The 16,933-nt window shown below is 71.2% G+C and carries 15 protein-coding genes; 12 read left to right on the top strand and 3 right to left on the bottom strand.

Annotated features, from left to right (window positions below):
- Positions 1-14 precede the first annotated feature (14 nt).
- The 8 genes from FSY98_RS05595 to FSY98_RS05560 all read left to right on the top strand — a co-directional run bounded on the left by FSY98_RS05595 (position 15) and on the right by FSY98_RS05560 (position 9,456).
- A complete protein-coding gene (locus tag FSY98_RS05595; protein ID WP_144874718.1) occupies positions 15-1,637 on the top strand; it encodes a CdaR family transcriptional regulator in 1,623 nt (540 codons plus the stop codon).
- 49 nt (positions 1,638-1,686) lie between these two features.
- Positions 1,687-2,442 carry a copper homeostasis protein CutC gene (locus tag FSY98_RS05590; protein ID WP_144874716.1) on the top strand — a complete coding sequence of 252 codons (756 nt, stop codon included), beginning with the start codon at positions 1,687-1,689 and terminating at the stop codon, positions 2,440-2,442.
- Positions 2,443-2,485: 43 nt separating this feature from the next.
- Positions 2,486-3,340, top strand: coding sequence for an alpha/beta fold hydrolase (locus FSY98_RS05585; protein ID WP_144874714.1), 855 nt, complete (start codon positions 2,486-2,488; stop codon positions 3,338-3,340).
- Between the two features lie 411 nt (positions 3,341-3,751).
- Positions 3,752-4,489, top strand: coding sequence for a DUF1684 domain-containing protein (locus FSY98_RS05580; RefSeq protein ID WP_144874712.1), 738 nt, complete (start codon positions 3,752-3,754; stop codon positions 4,487-4,489).
- Positions 4,490-4,529: 40 nt separating this feature from the next.
- Positions 4,530-5,579, top strand: a complete 1,050-nt coding sequence (locus FSY98_RS05575) for a lipoyl protein ligase domain-containing protein (RefSeq protein WP_144874711.1) — start codon at positions 4,530-4,532, stop codon at positions 5,577-5,579.
- Positions 5,558-6,580: a site-specific DNA-methyltransferase gene (locus tag FSY98_RS05570; protein WP_144874709.1), complete on the top strand. Its 1,023-nt coding sequence runs from the start codon at positions 5,558-5,560 to the stop codon at positions 6,578-6,580. The genes FSY98_RS05575 and FSY98_RS05570 overlap by 22 nt, the downstream gene beginning before the upstream one ends.
- A 28-nt stretch (positions 6,581-6,608) precedes the next feature.
- On the top strand, positions 6,609-8,072 hold the full coding sequence (locus FSY98_RS05565; protein WP_144874707.1) for a carboxylesterase/lipase family protein: 1,464 nt from the start codon (positions 6,609-6,611) through the stop codon (positions 8,070-8,072).
- Between the two features lie 781 nt (positions 8,073-8,853).
- Positions 8,854-9,456 carry a hypothetical protein gene (locus tag FSY98_RS05560; protein ID WP_144874705.1) on the top strand — a complete coding sequence of 201 codons (603 nt, stop codon included), beginning with the start codon at positions 8,854-8,856 and terminating at the stop codon, positions 9,454-9,456.
- A 198-nt stretch (positions 9,457-9,654) separates the two neighbouring features.
- Here FSY98_RS05560 and FSY98_RS05555 read toward each other — a convergent pair whose 3' ends face one another.
- Genes FSY98_RS05555 through FSY98_RS05545 form a run of 3 tightly spaced genes read right to left on the bottom strand, consistent with a single transcriptional unit; the run spans position 9,655 to position 11,922 of the window.
- Positions 9,655-10,002: a cupin domain-containing protein gene (locus tag FSY98_RS05555; RefSeq protein WP_144874703.1), complete on the bottom strand. Its 348-nt coding sequence runs from the start codon at positions 10,000-10,002 to the stop codon at positions 9,655-9,657.
- Positions 9,999-11,405: an FAD-binding oxidoreductase gene (locus FSY98_RS05550; protein ID WP_144874701.1), complete on the bottom strand. Its 1,407-nt coding sequence runs from the start codon at positions 11,403-11,405 to the stop codon at positions 9,999-10,001. The genes FSY98_RS05555 and FSY98_RS05550 overlap by 4 nt, the downstream gene beginning before the upstream one ends.
- Before the next feature lie 49 nt (positions 11,406-11,454).
- Complete coding sequence (locus FSY98_RS05545; RefSeq protein ID WP_144874699.1) at positions 11,455-11,922, bottom strand: Lrp/AsnC family transcriptional regulator; 468 nt, start codon at positions 11,920-11,922, stop codon at positions 11,455-11,457.
- Positions 11,923-12,022: 100 nt separating this feature from the next.
- Between FSY98_RS05545 and FSY98_RS05540 the strand changes: the two genes are divergently transcribed.
- The 4 genes from FSY98_RS05540 (at position 12,023) to FSY98_RS05525 (ending at position 16,904) form a co-directional block, all read left to right on the top strand.
- The gene (locus FSY98_RS05540; protein WP_144874697.1) at positions 12,023-13,456 is read left to right on the top strand and encodes a gamma-aminobutyraldehyde dehydrogenase; all 1,434 of its coding nucleotides are present in this window, start codon (positions 12,023-12,025) and stop codon (positions 13,454-13,456) included.
- Between the two features lie 78 nt (positions 13,457-13,534).
- A complete protein-coding gene (locus FSY98_RS05535; protein WP_144874695.1) occupies positions 13,535-14,677 on the top strand; it encodes an ROK family transcriptional regulator in 1,143 nt (380 codons plus the stop codon).
- Entirely contained in the window at positions 14,674-15,582 is a 909-nt protein-coding gene (locus tag FSY98_RS05530; protein ID WP_144874693.1) for a polysaccharide deacetylase family protein, read from the top strand. Before FSY98_RS05535 ends, FSY98_RS05530 begins: the two co-directional genes overlap by 4 nt.
- Positions 15,579-16,904: an MFS transporter gene (locus FSY98_RS05525; RefSeq protein WP_144874691.1), complete on the top strand. Its 1,326-nt coding sequence runs from the start codon at positions 15,579-15,581 to the stop codon at positions 16,902-16,904. Before FSY98_RS05530 ends, FSY98_RS05525 begins: the two co-directional genes overlap by 4 nt.
- Positions 16,905-16,933 lie beyond the last annotated feature (29 nt).

Below are 16,933 nucleotides of genomic sequence, written 5' to 3'. Positions count from 1 at the left end.
TTATGCTCGCCGATATGAGCGCGCTGTCACGGTCGAGCTGGGGTCGCGTGATCGACGATCTCGGCGTGACGCTGCTCGACGTGGCCTACGGGCGCATCGACGTCGACCGGCAGATCGGCGGCATCGTCATCCACGATCCGCTCGACGAGCCGGTCTACCCGCAGGGCGCCGTGGTGCTCGCGGTCGCGCTGCGCGACGCCGACGAGCTCGCGGCTCTGGTCCGCGAGGCGGGGGAGCGCGGCGCGGTCGCGGTGGTCGTCCGCGCATCGACGGAACTCGCGCCGAGCGTGCGGGATGCCGCCGACGGCGCCGGCGTCGCGATCCTCGGCCTCGCCCGCGGAGCGACGTGGACGCAGCTGGCCGCTCTGCTGCGGTCCCTCCTCGCCGAGGACGACGTTGGTCATACACCGGCGGAGTCGCTGGGCGGGGTCTCGTCGGGCGACCTCTTCGCCGTGGCGAACGCGATCGCGGCACTGCTCGACGCCCCCGTGACGATCGAGGACCGGTCGTCGCGCGTGCTCGCCTTCTCGGGCGGACAGGAGGCGGCCGACCCCTCGCGCGTCGAGACCATCATCGGCCGGCAGGTGCCCGACCGCTACGCGCGGGTGCTCACCGAGATGGGCGTCTTCCGCGACCTGTACCGCGGCGATGCGCCGGTGGTCGTCGATCCCGTCCGGCTCGGCGAGGGCGTGTCGACGCAGCGCATCGCGATCGCCGTTCGCGCAGGCGACGAGGTCCTCGGCTCGATCTGGGCCGCCATGGACGGGCCGCTCACGGAAGAGCGCTCCGCCACCCTGCGCGACGCGACCACGCTCGTGGCGCTGCACCTGCTGCGCATCCGGGCGGGTGCCGACGCGCAGCGCAGTCTCCGCGCCGAGCTCGTCAGCCGCGCGGTCGACGGCGGGCCCGACGCTCAGGACGCGCTCGGACGCCTCGGGCTCGCGGGCCGCCGCGTCTGGGTGATGGCGACGGCGCTCGCGCCGCGCGGCGAGGACGGCACCGAGCACGACTCCATCGCCGAGCGCGAACGGCTCACCGACGCCCTCGCCCTGCACCTGTCGGCCGTGCAGCAGGGTGCGGCCGTGGCCCTCGTCGGCGACACCGTGTACGGCATCCTGCCGGTGGCCGATGCCGCGGCCGAAGACCGGTCGGTCCGCCTCGCCGAGGACTTCCTGCAGCGCGTCGGCGACCGCATCCCCGCGGTGATCGGCATCGGCCGCCCCGCGGCGACCGTGGCCGAGATCGCGCGCTCCCGCGCCGAGGCGCACCGGGCGCTGCGTGTCGTGGTCGAGCGCGCCTCTCGGCAGCGCAGCCTCGCCCGCATCGCCGATGTCGAGACCGACTCGCTGCTGCTCGACCTGCGCGATCTGCGCAGCGCGCGCGGCGACCTCGCCTCTGGTCCGCTCGCGCGACTGATCGACTACGACGCCCGCCATGACGCGCACCTCGTCGACACCCTCACCGCCTGGCTCGACCACTTCGGCGACGTCACCGCCGCCGCTGCCGCGTGCTTCGTGCACGCCAACACCTTCCGGTACCGCCTGCGACGCGTCGCCGAGGTCGGAGACCTCGATCTCGACGACGCCGACGCGCGCTTCGCCGCCATGCTGGAGATACGCACGCTGCCCGTGCGCTGACGGGCCGCATGCCTCCTGTGCGCTCGCGGCGCTCGGGCAGAATGGACGCATGACCTCAGCATCCGCCCCCGGCATCGCCGTCGAGATCGCCGTGCAGGACCTCGCGGGAGTGCGGGTCGCCGGGGCGGTCGGTGCGACGAGGATCGAGCTCGCGCAGGCGCTTCCGCTCGGCGGCCTCACGCCGTCGCCGGCGATCCTGGAGCTCGCGATCGAGACCGCCCGCGACCTCGGTGTCGAGGTGCACGTGCTCGTGCGTCCGCGCCCGGGCGGCTTCCACTACGACGCCGACGAGATCGCGGTCACCGAGCGCGACATCCGCCGAGCGGTCGATGCCGGGGCCGACGGGGTCGTCGTCGGAGCGCTGGACGCCGACGGCGCCCTCGACATCACCGCGATGGCCAGGCTGCGCGACGCCGCGGGCGCGGCATCCGTCACCCTGCATCGGGCGGTCGACGTGACCGCCGACCCCGTGGTGACCCTCGCCGCTGCCCGATCGCTCGGAATGCGCCGCGTGCTCACCTCCGGCGGCGCGTCCGCGGCGATCGACGGGGTCGAGACGCTGCGGGCGATGGTCGCCGAGGCGGCCGGTGCCATCGAGGTCATGGCCGGGAGCGGAGTGGATGCCGCGAGCGCCGCCGCCCTCGCCGCCATCGGCGTCGACGCCCTGCACTTCTCCGCCAAGCGCACCGTGCGCGAAGAGGGCGGAGTGCGCATGGGGTCGGCGGCCGACGGCGTCGGCGGATACGAGGTCACCGACCTGGACACCGCCCGCGCGGTCGTTGCGGCGCTCGCGTCATCGCGCTGAATATCGGTCACCAGGGCTGAATGCCGGTCACTAGGGTGGGGACGTGACGGATACACGCGAGTTCACCGACGCCCACGGCATCGCCATCGTCTACGACGTGCACGAGGCGGTCGGCGAGGCGCGGGGGGTCGTGCAGCTGCTGCACGGCGTCGGCGAGCACGCCGGTCGGTACGGCGCACTGATCACGGCGCTCACCGGCGCCGGGTTCCACGTGTACGCCGACGACCACCGCGGACACGGTCGCACCGGCATCCGTCAGCACGAGGGTCCGGCGAAGCTCGGCCGTCTCGGCATGGGCGGTCTGCGGGCGGCGGTCGCCGCCGTCTGGCAGCTCACCGGCATCATCACCGACGAGCACCCCGATCTGCCTCTCGTGCTGCTGGGGCACTCGTGGGGGTCGTTCCTCGCTCAGATGCTCGTGAACGACCACCCCGAGGCATGGGACGCCGTGATCCTGTCGGGGTCGGCGCTGCGCGTGCCCGGGTCGCTCAATGCGGCGCCGCTGAACGCGCGCTGGGCGGGGCCAGACGCCACCGGCCTCGAATGGCTGAGCCGCGACCCCGAGGTCTGGGCGGCCTTCCACGACGACCCGCTCACGACCGAGGTGCCCCTGCTGAAGCTGTTCGGCCCGATCGAGGCCGCGCGGCTCTACGGCCGACCGCGGAAGGACCTCGGTCACGACATCCCACTGCTGCTGCTCGTCGGTCGAGACGATCCGGTCGGGGGACCCCGCAGCGTGCACCGCCTCGCCGAGGAGTACCGCAGCCGCTCCGGCCTCAGCGACATCACCACTCTCGTCTACCCCGATGCGCGCCACGAGATCTTCGCGGAGCTGAATCAGGCCGAGGTCCGCGCCGACGTGCTGGCCTGGCTCGATGCCCGCATCCCGCCGCGCTGACCCGTGGGGCGGAGAACTCCCCGTGGGGAGGAACCTATCCGCGGAAAATGCCTCCCTACGCGGAGAATGCCTCCCTACGCGGAGCGGGGGCGCCGGCATCCTCGTGCTGATGCGGGCGCAGGCATCCCCGCGCTGATCCGGGCGCAGGCATCCCCGCGCTGACCCGTGGGGCGGAGAACTCCCCGTGGGGAGGAACCTATCCGCGGAGAATGCCTCCCTACGCGGAGAACTCCTCCCTACGCGGAGAATGCCTCCCCACGCGGAGCGACGCGTCGCGCCATGCGTCGCCGCATGACGCCCGATGACCCCGTATGACAGCGGGTGAATCCGCGTGACGCGGTGCGCGCCCGGCATCCGTCCCTCCGCATAGATTCGCGGCCAGAGGGCGTCGATCGGCGAGGAGGGATCGCGGTGGGCTTCGAAGAGGACTGGCGCGGCTGGCATGCGTCGCGCGAGCGGTATGCCGGCGCCGAGTACGGCCCTGCCGCGCTCGAGTCGACGAACTGGCTCATCACCGAGCCCGCGGCCGTGGAGGGTATCCCGGGGCTCTGGGCGCTCACGGGAGACGGGGGGATCCGCGGCAGCGACCTCGGTACAGCGGGGTCGACCGTCACCCTGCACGGACCGCAGACCCTGCGGCTCGGGCGTCGTGAACTGCGGGTCTTCGACCGTCGGGGGGCGGTCGCGCTGCGGGTCTTCGATCCGCGGCGACCCGAGCGCGAGCGCTTCAGCGGCATCGACGCGTACCCGCCACGGGAGGGGTGGCGGGTCGCGGCGCGGTTCGAGGCGACGCCGGGTGAGACCGTGTCGATCACCGCGATCGACGGGGCGACGCATGAGCAGGAGCTCGCCGGTCGACTGCACTTCGAGCTCGACGGCATCCCTCTCACCCTGTCGGCGACACGGGCGTCGCAGGGCGGTCTCACCGCCGTGTTCGCCGACGGGACCAACGGCACCGAGACCTACCGGTTCCGGTTCCTGCCGATCGAGGAGCCGGATGCCGACGGCGCGGCCCTGATCGACTTCAACCGCGCCTATCTCCCGCCGTGCGCGTTCTCGGATCAGTACCTGTGCCCGCAGCCGCCTGCGGCCAACCGCTGGTCGCTGCCGATCCGGGCGGGGGAGCGCGCGGTCGTCCTCGGACGCTGAAACCCGGGACACCGGTCGGGCAGCGCCTTAAGCTGGAACCGTGCACGGTGAATACAAGGTCCCAGGGGGAAAGCTCGTCGTCGTCGACCTCGAGGTGGAGGACGGCAGGATCGCCCGGTTCCGCCTCGCCGGGGACTTCTTCCTCGAGCCCGACGCGGCGCTGGACGACATCAACGCCGCGGTGAACGGGCTGCCGGTGGAGTCCGACTCGACCGCCATCGCGACCGCGGTGCGCCAGGCGCTCCCCGACGGAGCCCAGCTGCTCGGCTTCACTCCCGAGGCTGTCGGGACCGCGGTGCGCCGCGCCCTCGTCACAGCCCCAGGATGGCGCGACTTCGACTGGGAGATCGTGCACGACAAGGCCGTCTCGCCGCAGATGAACCTCGCGCTCGACGAGGTGCTCACCTCCCGTGTCGGCGAGGGACGCCGGCGTCCGACCCTGCGCATCTGGGAGTGGGACGGATCGGCCGTCGTGATCGGCTCCTTCCAGTCGTACCGCAACGAGGTCGATCCCGAGGGTGCGGCCCGTCACGGCTTCGACGTCGTGCGCCGCATCTCGGGCGGCGGGGCGATGCTGATCCCCGCGGGGCAGATCATCACGTATTCGCTGTACGTGCCGGCATCGCTCGTGGCCGGCATGACGTTCGCCGATTCGTACGCGTTCCTCGACGACTGGGTGCTGCAGGCGCTGCGCTCGGTCGGCATCGACGCGGTGTACCGTCCGCTCAACGACATCGCGAGCCCCAGTGGCAAGATCGGCGGAGCCGCGCAGAAGCGCCTCGCCAACGGAGGGGTGCTGCACCACGCCTCGCTCTCGTACGACCTCGACGGTCAGGTCATGACCGAGGTGCTGCGCATCGGCCGCGAGAAGCTCAGTGACAAAGGCACCACGTCGGCGGCGAAGCGCGTCGATCCGCTCCGCAGCCAGACGGGCCTCACGCGCGAGACGATCATCGAGCGCTTCATCGAGACCTTCCGGTCGCTGACCGACGCCGAGGACGGCACGGTCTCGCCCGAGGAGTACGCCGCCGCCGAAGACCTCGTGGAGTCGAAGTTCGCGACCGAGGCATGGCTGCACCGGGTTCCGTGACCGACCCCTCTCGGGATTCTGCTCCGGCATCCGCCCCCGGCGCCGTGACCGTCATCGAGGGCGACAATCTCGCCGTCGCCGCGACGCTGCCTTCCGGCTCGTTCACCCTCGTCTACCTCGACCCGCCCTTCAACACCGGTCGGGCCCAGGAGCGGCAGGTCGTGACCGCACGCCGCACGTCCACGACTCCGCACGATCCGGACGCGTCCGTCGGGGAGACCGCGGGATCCGGGGTCGGGGATGCCGTAGCTGTCGCGGTTCTGAGGCGCGATGAACCGCCGACACCGCCGACACCGCCGATACCGCCGACCCCGCCGACCGAGGTGCGGCACGGGTTTCACGGCCACCGGTACGAGCGCGTGCGCGGGATGCTGCGCGCCTACGACGACCGCTTCGACGACTACGGCGACTTCCTCATGCCGCGGCTGGAGGAGGCGTGGCGGCTGCTCGCCGACGACGGAACCCTCTACCTGCACCTCGACTACCGCGAGGCGCACTACGCCAAGGTGATGCTGGATGCCGTCTTCGGCCGCGACTGCTTCCTCAATGAGCTCATCTGGGCGTACGACTACGGGGCGAAGTCGCGGCGGCGCTGGCCGACCAAGCACGACACGATCCTCGTGTACGTGAAGAATCCGCGAGAGTACGTGTTCAACTCCGACGACGTCGATCGCGAGCCGTACATGGCTCCCGGGCTCGTCACGGCCGAGAAGGCCGCGCGGGGCAAGCTCCCCACCGACGTCTGGTGGCACACCATCGTGCCGACGACCGGGCGCGAGAAGACGGGGTATCCGACGCAGAAGCCCGAGGGGATCCTGCGGCGCATCGTCACGGCATCCAGTCGGCCGGGCGACCGGGTGCTCGACCTCTTCGCCGGCAGCGGCACGACCGGCGCGGTGGCCTCGGCGCTCGGGCGCGACGCCGTGCTCGTCGACGACAATCCCGAAGCGGTGCGAGTGATGACCGCGCGGATGCCGCACGCCGACGTCGTTCGCGGCTGATCCCGAGCACGTCAGGCAGACTGCCGGGATGAGCGAATACGTCGAGGTCGACACCGCCGCAGGGCGCGTCCGCGGGCGCTGGCGCCCCGGCACGGGAGGGCAGGGTGCGTCTGCCGCGTTCCTCGGCATCCCGTTCGCCGAGCCGCCCGTCGGGTCGCTGCGGTTCGCGGCCCCGGTGCCGCATGCGCCCTGGGAAGGGGTGCGCGATGCGCTGGAGTTCGGGGCCACGGCGCAGCGCGGCGACCAGGGCGACACGCTCATCCCCGAGCCGAGCGTCGAGGGCGAGTCGACCCTGAACGTGAACGTCTTCACTCCCGACCCGGATGCCGCCGGCCTGCCCGTGCTCGTCTGGATCCACGGCGGCGGCTTCACCACCGGCTCGCCCGCGAGCCCCTGGTACGACGGACGCAACTTCAACCGCGACGGGATCGTGACGGTAACGATCTCTTACCGCCTGGGCTTCGAGGGGTTCGGCTGGGTCGAGGATGCGCCGTCGAACCGCGGGGTGCGCGACTGGCTGCTCGCACTCGAGTGGGTGCAACAGAACATCGCCGCGTTCGGCGGTGACCCAGCGCACGTGACGATCGCCGGACAGTCGGCGGGCGGCGGGGCAGTGCTCACCCTGCTCGGCATGAGGAGTGCGCAGCACCTCTTCCACCGCGTGTACGCGGTGTCGCCCGCGCTGACGGATGTCGCTGCGTCCCGCTCCGAGACGTTCGGCCGCGCGCTCGCCGCCTCGGCCGGCGTCGATCCGACGGTCGCGGGACTGTCCGGAGTCGACGAGCTGCGGCTGCTGGCGCTGCAGAAGCGGGCGACGCACCTGAACCCGCGCGAGATCGCGAGCCTGGTCGATCAGGGGCTGCCGCTCGGGCCCGTGGTCGACGGCGACGTCGTCGCGCAGCCGACGCGAGAGTCGCTGCGAGCCGGTGTCGGCGCCGACAAGCCGCTGGTGCTCGGGGCGACCGACGACGAGTTCACGATGGTGTTCGGTGGGGCGGTGGCGAGAGCTCTGCGCTGGGTGCCGCGGAACGTCGTGCTCGATCGGCTCGGTCTGCCGCGCGCGGTGCGGGCCGAGTACCTGGCGGCGAACAACGACATCGTGCGGCTCGGCAAGCCGCGGCTCGCCGGTCGAGTGCTCACGGACCGGATGTTCCGGGTCGGCGTGCTGCGCGTCTCGTCCGACCGCGGCGACGCTCCGACCTGGGTGTACCGGTTCTCGTGGCCGTCCGGACGCTTCGGCTTCGCGGAGCACTGCCTCGACGTGCCCTTCTTCTTCGACTGCCTCGACGGCCCGCGCATCGAGAACCTCGCCGGGCCGAACCCGCCGCAGAGGCTCGCCGACGAGGTGCACGCGGCGGCCGTCTCGTTCGTCACGGACGGCGATCCGGGGTGGCCGCGACACGAGGGCGATGCCGGCATGGTCCGCGTGTACGACAGCGAGACCCGCGACGTCGCCGACGCCTACGCCTCCGTCCGGCCGCTGGGGGTATGACCGGTACGGTGCGAGCTTCGCGCCCGTCGGGTGCTTGATGGATGGGTGCTCGCTTGGTGCTCGTCGGGTGCTCGCTTGGTGCTCCGTCGGGTGCTCGTCGGGTGCTCCGTCCCCTCTGTTCGGTTGGCACCTGAGGTGGGAACTTCCACGTAATTGCCGCAGCAGGTGCCACCTGAGTGGGGCTCTGTCGGGATCCCGGCGCAGGGGTGCCCCGTCCCCTCTGTTCGGTTGGCGCCCGAGGTGGCAATCTGCACGTAATTGCCGCCGGAGGTGCCAAGCGAGCGAGGGGCCGACGCCTCTGCACAGGCGTGGCCAGGTCGGAGTTCTCCCCGGATGCCGTCCCCTGGCGCTCGCGACCGGGCTTGCGTGGGGTGGCGGCCGGGATACTCGGGCGATGGCACGGCATCCGACTCCCCTTCCTTCGTCGCTGGGCACGGTGTTCACGTGGGAGGAAGCGCGCGCCGCCGGGGTGTCCATTGGGCGGCTGCGGGCTCGGGACGTCGCGCATCCGCATCGCGGCCTCCTAGTGACGCCCGCCGGTGCCTCGCGCGGCGACGGCTTCGGTGACAGCGCTGACCCCTTCGCCGGTGATCGCGCACCGCGCGCGGAGTTTCTAGACCGAGCGCGACTCTACAGCCGCCTGATGGTGGCGCATGCGTTCTTCTCCGGTCGCACTGCCGCAGCGCTCTGGGGGCTGCCGGTCGATTCCTCGGGCCCGTTGGAGGTGGCTGTGCCGTCTCCGCATCGTGCACCTCGCCGCCATGGCATCCGAAGTCGCCAGGTGTCGCAGAGACTCGTCGCCGTGGTCGAGGTCGAAGGGGTGCGGGCGTCCGATCCGGCGTCGACCTGGGCGCTTCTCGCAGCCGAGATGTCGATGCACGAGCTGGTACGCATCGGCGACGCGATCGTGCGCGAGCCTCGCGGGACCGGCGGGTTCCGGCATCCTGGTGGCGCACTTGCCTCCATCGACGACTTGCGGCGTGCGACGGATGCCGGGCGTCGGCGCGGCATCGCGCGGATGCGGGCCGCCCTGACTCTCATCCGCGTCGGCAGCTCGTCACCCCTGGAGACCGACTTCCGCCTGCTCGCAGAGCGAGCGGGCTTGCCGGAACCTTCGCTCGACGTCGAGATCCGCGACGAGTGGGGCAGGCTTCTCGGTATCACGGAGATCGCCTACCCGGAGTTTCGCGTTCTCGTCGAGATCGAAGGCGATCATCACCGCACCTCGCGCCGTCAGTGGAACCGTGACATCGAGAAATACGCCGCCTATGTCGCCGAAGGGTACGAGGTAGTCCGGCTGACTGCGGCCCACATTCGCGGCGCTGTGCCTGTCGCCGCTCGAATCGTGCGAGAGGTGCTGACGCGGCGGGGATGGCGACCTTGAGGGTGCCTGCGCAGGGTGGCTGAGTTGGCACCTCCGGCGGAAACTCGCGGGAGATTGCGGCACGAGGTGCCAACTGAACCCCGGGCCGGCAGGTGCAGACGTGCACTATCCCCGCGCGCGGCGGCTGAGTTGGCGCCTACGGCGGGAATTCGCGAGGAATTGCGGCAGGAGGTGCCAACTGAAGGACGAGGCACCGCCTCAGGCGATGTAGACCTTGCGCAGCGTCTCGGTGACCGTCCAGACAGTGCGCTGGCCCTCGGCGAGACGCACGATCGACCCCGGGCCCACCTCCATCGACGGTGCCGCCGGGTCGACGAAGTCGATGCGGCCGCGTCCCGACAGCACGACGAAGATCTCGTCGGCTTCGGTGTCGGATGCGGTGCCCGGCGTCATCTCCCACACGCCGACCTCGACGCCGCGGATCTCTCCGAGCGCGGCAGTCGCGGTCGTCGGAGACCCCGACACGACATCGGATGCCGGGAGCGGTGCGTGCGCGAGCGGCAACGCCGCGGCATCCACCCCCGCCCCGGCTGCGAGCGCGCTCACGAGTCGAACCCCATGCCGACCGCGTCGAGCGTCTTGAGCAGCAGGTTGCGCTTGCCCTCGTTGTGGTCGGCGCGGTCCATCGCGGCCCGGACGAGATTGACCCCGATCGACGCGACGGGCTCGGGCGGGAACGGGATGGGCTTCTCGCGCACCATCGCCAACTCGGTGCGTTCGGTCTTCGCCCCCGACAGCTCGTCGAGCATGACGTCGGCGGCGAACCGGGCAGCGCCGACGCCGAGGCCGGTGAAGCCGGTGGCATAGGCGACGCGGCCTCGACGTGCGGTGCCGAAGAACGCGCAGAACCGGCTGGACGAGTCGATGGCGCCTGCCCAGCGGTGCGAGAAGCGCATCCCCTCGAGCTGCGGGAAGGTCGTGAAGAAGTGCGAGGCGAGTCTGCGGTGGCTCTCCATCCGGTCCTCGTACTCCGGCCGAACCTTCCCGCCGAAGTGGTACACCGCGTCGTAGCCTCCGAAGAGGATCCGGTTGTCGGCGGTCAGGCGGTAGTAGTGGAACTGGTTCGCGCTGTCGGCGAGTCCCTGGCGGTTCGACCAGCCGATCGACGCGAGCTGCTCGGAGCTCAGCGGTTCGGTCATCAGCACGTAGTCGTACACCGGCACCGTCATGAGCCGATTGCGCTTGAGCAGCGACGGGAAGACGTTCGTGGCGAGGGCGACGTCGTCGGCGACCACGCGTCCGCCGTCGCGGGTGACGACCGTCATGGGTCCCGTTCCGTCGCCCTCGATGCTCCGCACGAGCGAGTGCTCGAAGATCTCCACACCGAGGTCGGCGGCGACGCGCGCGAGCTCGAGGCCGAGCTTCGCGGGATGCACGAGGGCGGTGGCCTCGCGGTCCCACGCGCCGGCGAGGAAGGTCGGCGAATGCACCTCGGCCTGCACGGCCTCGCGGTCGAGGAAGCCCTCCTCCTCGCGCAGCCACTCGATCTGATGCGGCTCGACGGCGAGCGTGATCGCACCGGTGCGTTCGAAGTCGGCATCCATCCCGTATCGCTCCACCGTTCGAGCGATCCCGTCGAGGTTCTCCAGGCCGAGCTCTTCGAGTCGGTCGATCTCCTGCGGCCAGCGGGTCAGTCCGTTCTCATGGCCGTGCGTGAGGCTCGCCTCGCAGAAGCCGCCGTTTCGCCCGGACGCCGCCCACGCGATGCGCGACGCCTCGAGCAGCACGACCCGGCGCTGCGGGTCGCGCTCCTTCGCGCGCACCGCGGTCCACAGACCGGCGTATCCGCCGCCGACGATGACGAGGTCGGCGGAGATCGTCCCGGAGAGCCGCGGGTGCGACGGGCGGTCGACGTCGTCGAGCCAGAAGACGCTCAGCGCGGTGCCCTGCAGCGACGCGTCGATGACGGCATCCGAGGGGCGGTGGCGTTCGAAGACGGTGGTTCCCATGATCACTCCGGTGCGGATCGGCTGATGAACGGACGTGAGGGGTGCGCGGTCAGCGCGTGCCCCAGTTGTAGAGGTCTTTGTAGAGCCCGGCGTACAGCAGGCTCTCGGTGTGGATGACGCCGGGGATGGTGCGGATGCGGGTCGCGATGAGGTCGAGCAGGTCGGCGTCGCTCTCGCACACCGCCTCGACGAGGATGTCGAAGGTGCCGAGGGTCACCACCACGTAGGCGAGCTCGGTGATCTCGGTCAGCTGCTCGGCGACCGCCCGGGGGTCACCCGTGACGCGGATGCCGATCATCGACATGCGGTGGAACCCCAGCTGCATCGGGTCGGTGACTGCGACGATCTGGATGATGCCCGCCTCGGTCATGCGCTGCACGCGCTGGCGGGCGGCCGCCTCGCTGAGTCCGACCTCTCGGCCGATCTCGGCATAGGGGCGGCGCCCGTCCTCCTGCAGGAGCTCGACGATGCGCTTCGAGATGTCGTCGAGCATCGGATGCTTCGCTGGGCCGCTCATATGTCGATATTGACAGGCGACTGAGGGTTTGGCAACTGATTCCATCGTCATTGTCAGGATACTCTTCTGTATTCGTGATCTGCTCGCTAGCATGGCGGGCATGGCCACAGAACCCCTGCAGAACTTCATCGGCGGTCGACGCGTCCCAGTGAACGGCGCAGGGCGGATGCCGCTGATCGACCCCGCCACCGAGGAGACGTACGGCGAGCTGCCGGTCTCTGACGCCTCCGACGTCGACGCGGCCTATGCCGCAGCCGCCGCCGCGTTCCCGATCTGGCGCGACACCACGCCGGCCGACCGGCAGCTGGCGCTGTTCCGGATCGCCGACGAGATGCAGGCCCGCGCCGAGGAGTTCGCCGACCTCGAATCGAAGGACACCGGCAAGCCGCGCGCGAGTCTCGTGACCGACGAGATCCTGCAGTCGATCGACCAGCTGCGGTTCTTCGCCGGGGCAGCCCGCAGCCTCGAGGGCCGGGCGGCTGCCGAGTACCTCGCCGGCCACACCTCGTTCGTCCGCCGCGAGCCCATCGGCGTCATCGGTCAGGTCACGCCGTGGAACTACCCGCTGAACATGGCGGTCTGGAAGATCGCCCCGGCGCTCGCCGCTGGCAACACGGTGGTCCTGAAACCCGCCGAGTCGACCCCGCTCACCACGCTGCTGCTCGCCGAGATCGTGGCCGTGCACACGCCGGCCGGCACGCTGAACGTCGTGCTCGGCGACCGCGACACCGGAGTGGCGCTCGTCGAGCATCCGACGCCGCAGATGGTCGCGATCACGGGGTCGGTGCGGGCGGGCATGGCGGTGGCGCGGTCGGCCGCCGCCGACGTGAAGCGCGTGCATCTCGAGCTCGGCGGCAAGGCGCCAGCGATCGTGTTCCCCGACGCCGATCTCGACAAGGCGGCCTCGGGCATCGTCACCGGCGCGTTCTTCAACGCCGGGCAGGACTGCACGGCCGCCACCCGCGTGCTCGTGCATTCGTCGGTGCACGACGAGTTCGTCGCCGCGCTGGTCGAGAAGGCGAAGACGGATGCCCGCACGGGCGGTCCGCACGAGGAGGGCGTGCTCTACGGCCCGCTCAGCAGTGCTGCCCAGCTCGCCCAGGTGTCGGGCGTGGTCGACCGCCTTCCTGCGCATGCGACGATCGCGACCGGCGGGCGTCGTCAGGGCGACCGCGGCTACTTCTACGAGGCGACGATCGTGACGGGTCTGCACCAGGGCGACGAGGCGGTGCAGAGCGAGATCTTCGGCCCCGTGCTCACCGTGCAGCCGTTCGACACGGAGGAGCAGGCGCTCTCGATGGCGAACGACGTGCCGTACGCCCTCGCATCGTCGGTCTGGACGCGCGAGCACACGCGGGCGATGCGCTTCTCGCGCGACCTCGACTTCGGCTGCGTGTGGATCAACACCCACATCCCGTTCGTGTCCGACATGCCGCACGGCGGCTTCAAGCACTCCGGCTACGGCAAGGACCTCTCGCAGTACGGCTTCGACGACTACACGCGCCTCAAGCACGTGATGACCGCACTGGACTGAGCGCACCGGAATGACCGCTCGACCGGTCAGACGCGATGTGTCTATGCTGGGTCGCACGTCGACTCCGGGGGGATCCTCATGGCACGACCGCTCGCCGGTCCTCAGACCTTGCTGCGCACTCTCAACGGACGTGCCATCCTCGAATCGCTCGCACGCCGCGGGCCCCTCACGCGGGCGGAGCTCATGACCGAGACCGGACTCTCGCGCACCGCGGTGACGCAGGTGCTGCGCATGCTCGAAGGATCGGATGCCGTGGCCTCCGCCGGCGTCGACCGTGAGACGCGCGGTCCAGCGGCCGGGCGGGTCGCCCTGCACCCGGCGCTCGGCTTCGGGGTCGCCGTGCACGTCGACACCTGCGCGGCGCACGTCGCGCTCGTGGATGCCACCGGCGGCGTCAGGGTCGAGAATCACGCGCCCTTCCCGCCGCGGGGCGACCGCGTCGAGCACATCGCCGGGCTCATCGACGCCTGTCTCGCCTCGCAGAGCGGTTCTCTGCACGTCGCCGTCGTCGGCGTCCCCGGCATCGTCACGGCCGACGGCGGGATTCGCGACGACCAGGGCCCAGACGGCGGTGCGTTCCGCGCGGCGCTCTCGGCCAGGCTCGGCTGCCCGGTGCGGGTCGAGAACGACGTGAACCTCGCCGCGCTCGCCGAGCTCAGCGACGGCCGCGGCGCCGAGCTGGCGAGCTTCGCGCTGCTGCTGCTCGACGGCGGCCTCGGCGGGGGGATCGTCATCGACGGACGACTGCACCGCGGCTTCTCCGGGGTGGCGGGCGAGGTCATGTACCTGCCGCAGTCCCCACTGCCGGTCGGAGCGCCCGTGCTCGGCGACGCCGTCGTGCGCGATCTCGCGCTGACGCACGGCCGCGACCCCGATGCCACGATCGATCAGCACCTCGACGCGGCGGCCGAGGGCGATGAGGCCGCGATGGCCATGGCCGCCGAGATGGGCCGCAGGCTCACGATCGCGGCGGGCAGTGTCGCGCTCATCCTCGACCCGGAGGCCTTCGTGCTCGGCGGGTCGGCGGCGCACCCGGTGCTCGTCGACGCGGTCAGGCGGGTCGCCGACGAGTTCGCGGCGCAGCTGCCGATGCGCTTCCTCGTCTCGTCGTTCGGCCCGGAGGCTCCGCTCGTCGGCGCGGTGCAGGAGGCGGCTGCCGCGCTGCGCGCCTCGGTGTTCTCGCGCGTCGTACCGTCGGCCGAGCGGGTCGGACGTCGATGACATCCGACCTGGCCGCCCGGCTCGGCCTCGCGGCGGGGACGCGGGCGGTCATCATCAACGCCGACGACTTCGGCATGTGCCATGCGGCCAACACGGCGATCGTGCGCTTGCTCCACGATGGGGCCATCGATTCTGCGACCGTCATGGTGCCGTGCGCATGGTCGCCGGAGGCGCTGTCGTTCGCGGCATCCCGTCGTGATCTCGATGTGGGCGTGCACCTCGTGCTCACGAGCGAGTGGACCAGGTACCGGTGGCGCCCGCTCACCGGAGTAGGCACCACGCTCGTCGACGACGCCGGGTTCTTCCCCGCCGAGGTGCTCTCGGTCGAGCAGCAGGCCTCCGAGGCCGATGTCGCCGCGGAACTCGAGGCCCAGCTGCAGGCGGCTCTGGATGCCGGCGTCGACGTGACGCATCTCGACAACCACATGGGCTCGGTGTACGGGCTGCTCACCGGGCGCCACTTCCTCGGACCGGTGTTCGACATCGCCGCCCGGCACGGTCTGCCGTTCCGGCTCCCGCGCGACATGACGGGGTCCGTCGGCGACGGGGCGCTGCGGACGAAGCTCGCGGAGACGGCGGCCGCGGCCGATGCGCGGGGCGTGGAGATCGTCGATCGGCTGTGGACGCATCCGTTCGACCAGGCGCCGGGGGAGACGTACGAGCAGGTCCGAGACGGATTCCTCGCGCTGCTGCGCGCGGTGCCGGCCGGGGTCACCGAGATCTACCTGCATCCGATGGTCGACGACGTGGAGCTGCGTTCTCTCGTGGACTTCGCCGCCGAGAAGCGCGGGCACGAACTGCGGTTGCTGTCCGATCCCGTCGTGCACCGGACGATCGCCGACGAAGGACTGGTGCGGATCGGCTGGCGCGACCTCCGCGACCTGCAGCGGAGAGGACGCGCATGACCTCGCTCACCACGCGCCTGCGCGATCGACGCCTCGACGCCGCTCCGTCGAGGGCGCAGACGATCGCGTTCGGAGCCTCCGGATTCCCGACGCAGCTGATGACGCAGACGTTCTCGGCGTTCGTCGTCTACTTCTACGTCACGCACCTCGGGGTGCCCCCGGAGTGGGTCGCCGCGGCGATGATCGCGCACGGCGTCCTCAACGCGGTGCTGAACCCCGTCGTCGGGGCGCTGTCCGACCGCATCCGCACCCCGTGGGGTCGGCGCATCCCGTGGATCGGGCTCGGCATCGTGCCGCTCGTGGTCGCCTTCGCGCTCGTCTGGATGCCGCCCGAACTGCCCGTCCCCGGACTCATCGTGTGGTTCCTCGTCGTCGTGGCCGTCTACGACGTCGCCTTCGTCGTCGTGGTGTTGAACATCTCCGCCCTGTTCCCCGAGATCTTCCGCACCACCGAGGAGCGCGCCCGCGGCAACGTGCCTCGGCAGATCTTCGCGATCCTCGGCATCGTGCTCGGCACGGCCGGCGCGCCCGCTCTGTACGGGTCGATCGGCTGGCCGGGCATGGCCGTCGTGCTCTCGGCGGTGTGCCTGGTGCTGCTGGTCTCGTCGTTCGCCGGCGGGATGGTCGAGCGGCGGGTGCCTGAGGCCTCCTCGGAAGCGATGCGCTGGAGTGCGCAGCTGCGCTACACGTTCGCCAACCGCGCCTTCGTGCCCTACGTGCTCGGCTCGCTCTTCATGCAGACGTCGATCGCGGTGATCCTCGCCGCGATCCCCTTCTACGTGCGGTATTCGCTGGGCGCGGCCGAAGGCGACGGGAGCCTGCTGCTGGGGGCGATCTTCGTCACCGCGATCCCGTCGATCGTGCTCTGGAGCGCCGTCGTGCGCCGCACCTCGCCGCGCACCGCCCTGCTGTGGAGCGCCGCGGTGTTCGGCGTCGCCGTGCTCGGCTACCTGCTGCCGACGAGCGTGCTCGCCGCCGCGCTGATCGGCGTCGCCGTGGGAGTCGGCGTGGGCGGGCTGCTGCAGCTGCTCGAGGTCGTGCTGGCGCAGATCATCGACGAGGATGCCGTGCGCACCGGCCACCGCCGCGAGGGGGCGTACTTCGGAGTCAACGGCTTCATCGTGCGGGGGTCGGTGGTGCTGCAGGCGGTCGTCGCCGCGGCCGTGCTGACCACCTCGGGGTTCGATGCGTCGCTCGGTGACGCGCAGCCCGAGGCGGTGGACGGCGGCATCCGGATCATGGTCGCGGTCGTGCCGCTCGTGTTCACCGCGCTCGCATGGGTCTGCTTCTGGCTCTACCCGATCCGCACGCGCGACCTCTGAGCGACGAGACGAAACGCGGTGACCGCCGC

Source organism: Microbacterium sp. 1.5R (genome assembly GCF_007667425.1).
Lineage (GTDB): Bacteria > Actinomycetota > Actinomycetes > Actinomycetales > Microbacteriaceae > Microbacterium.
This window is presented reverse-complemented; position numbering and strand designations above follow the sequence as displayed.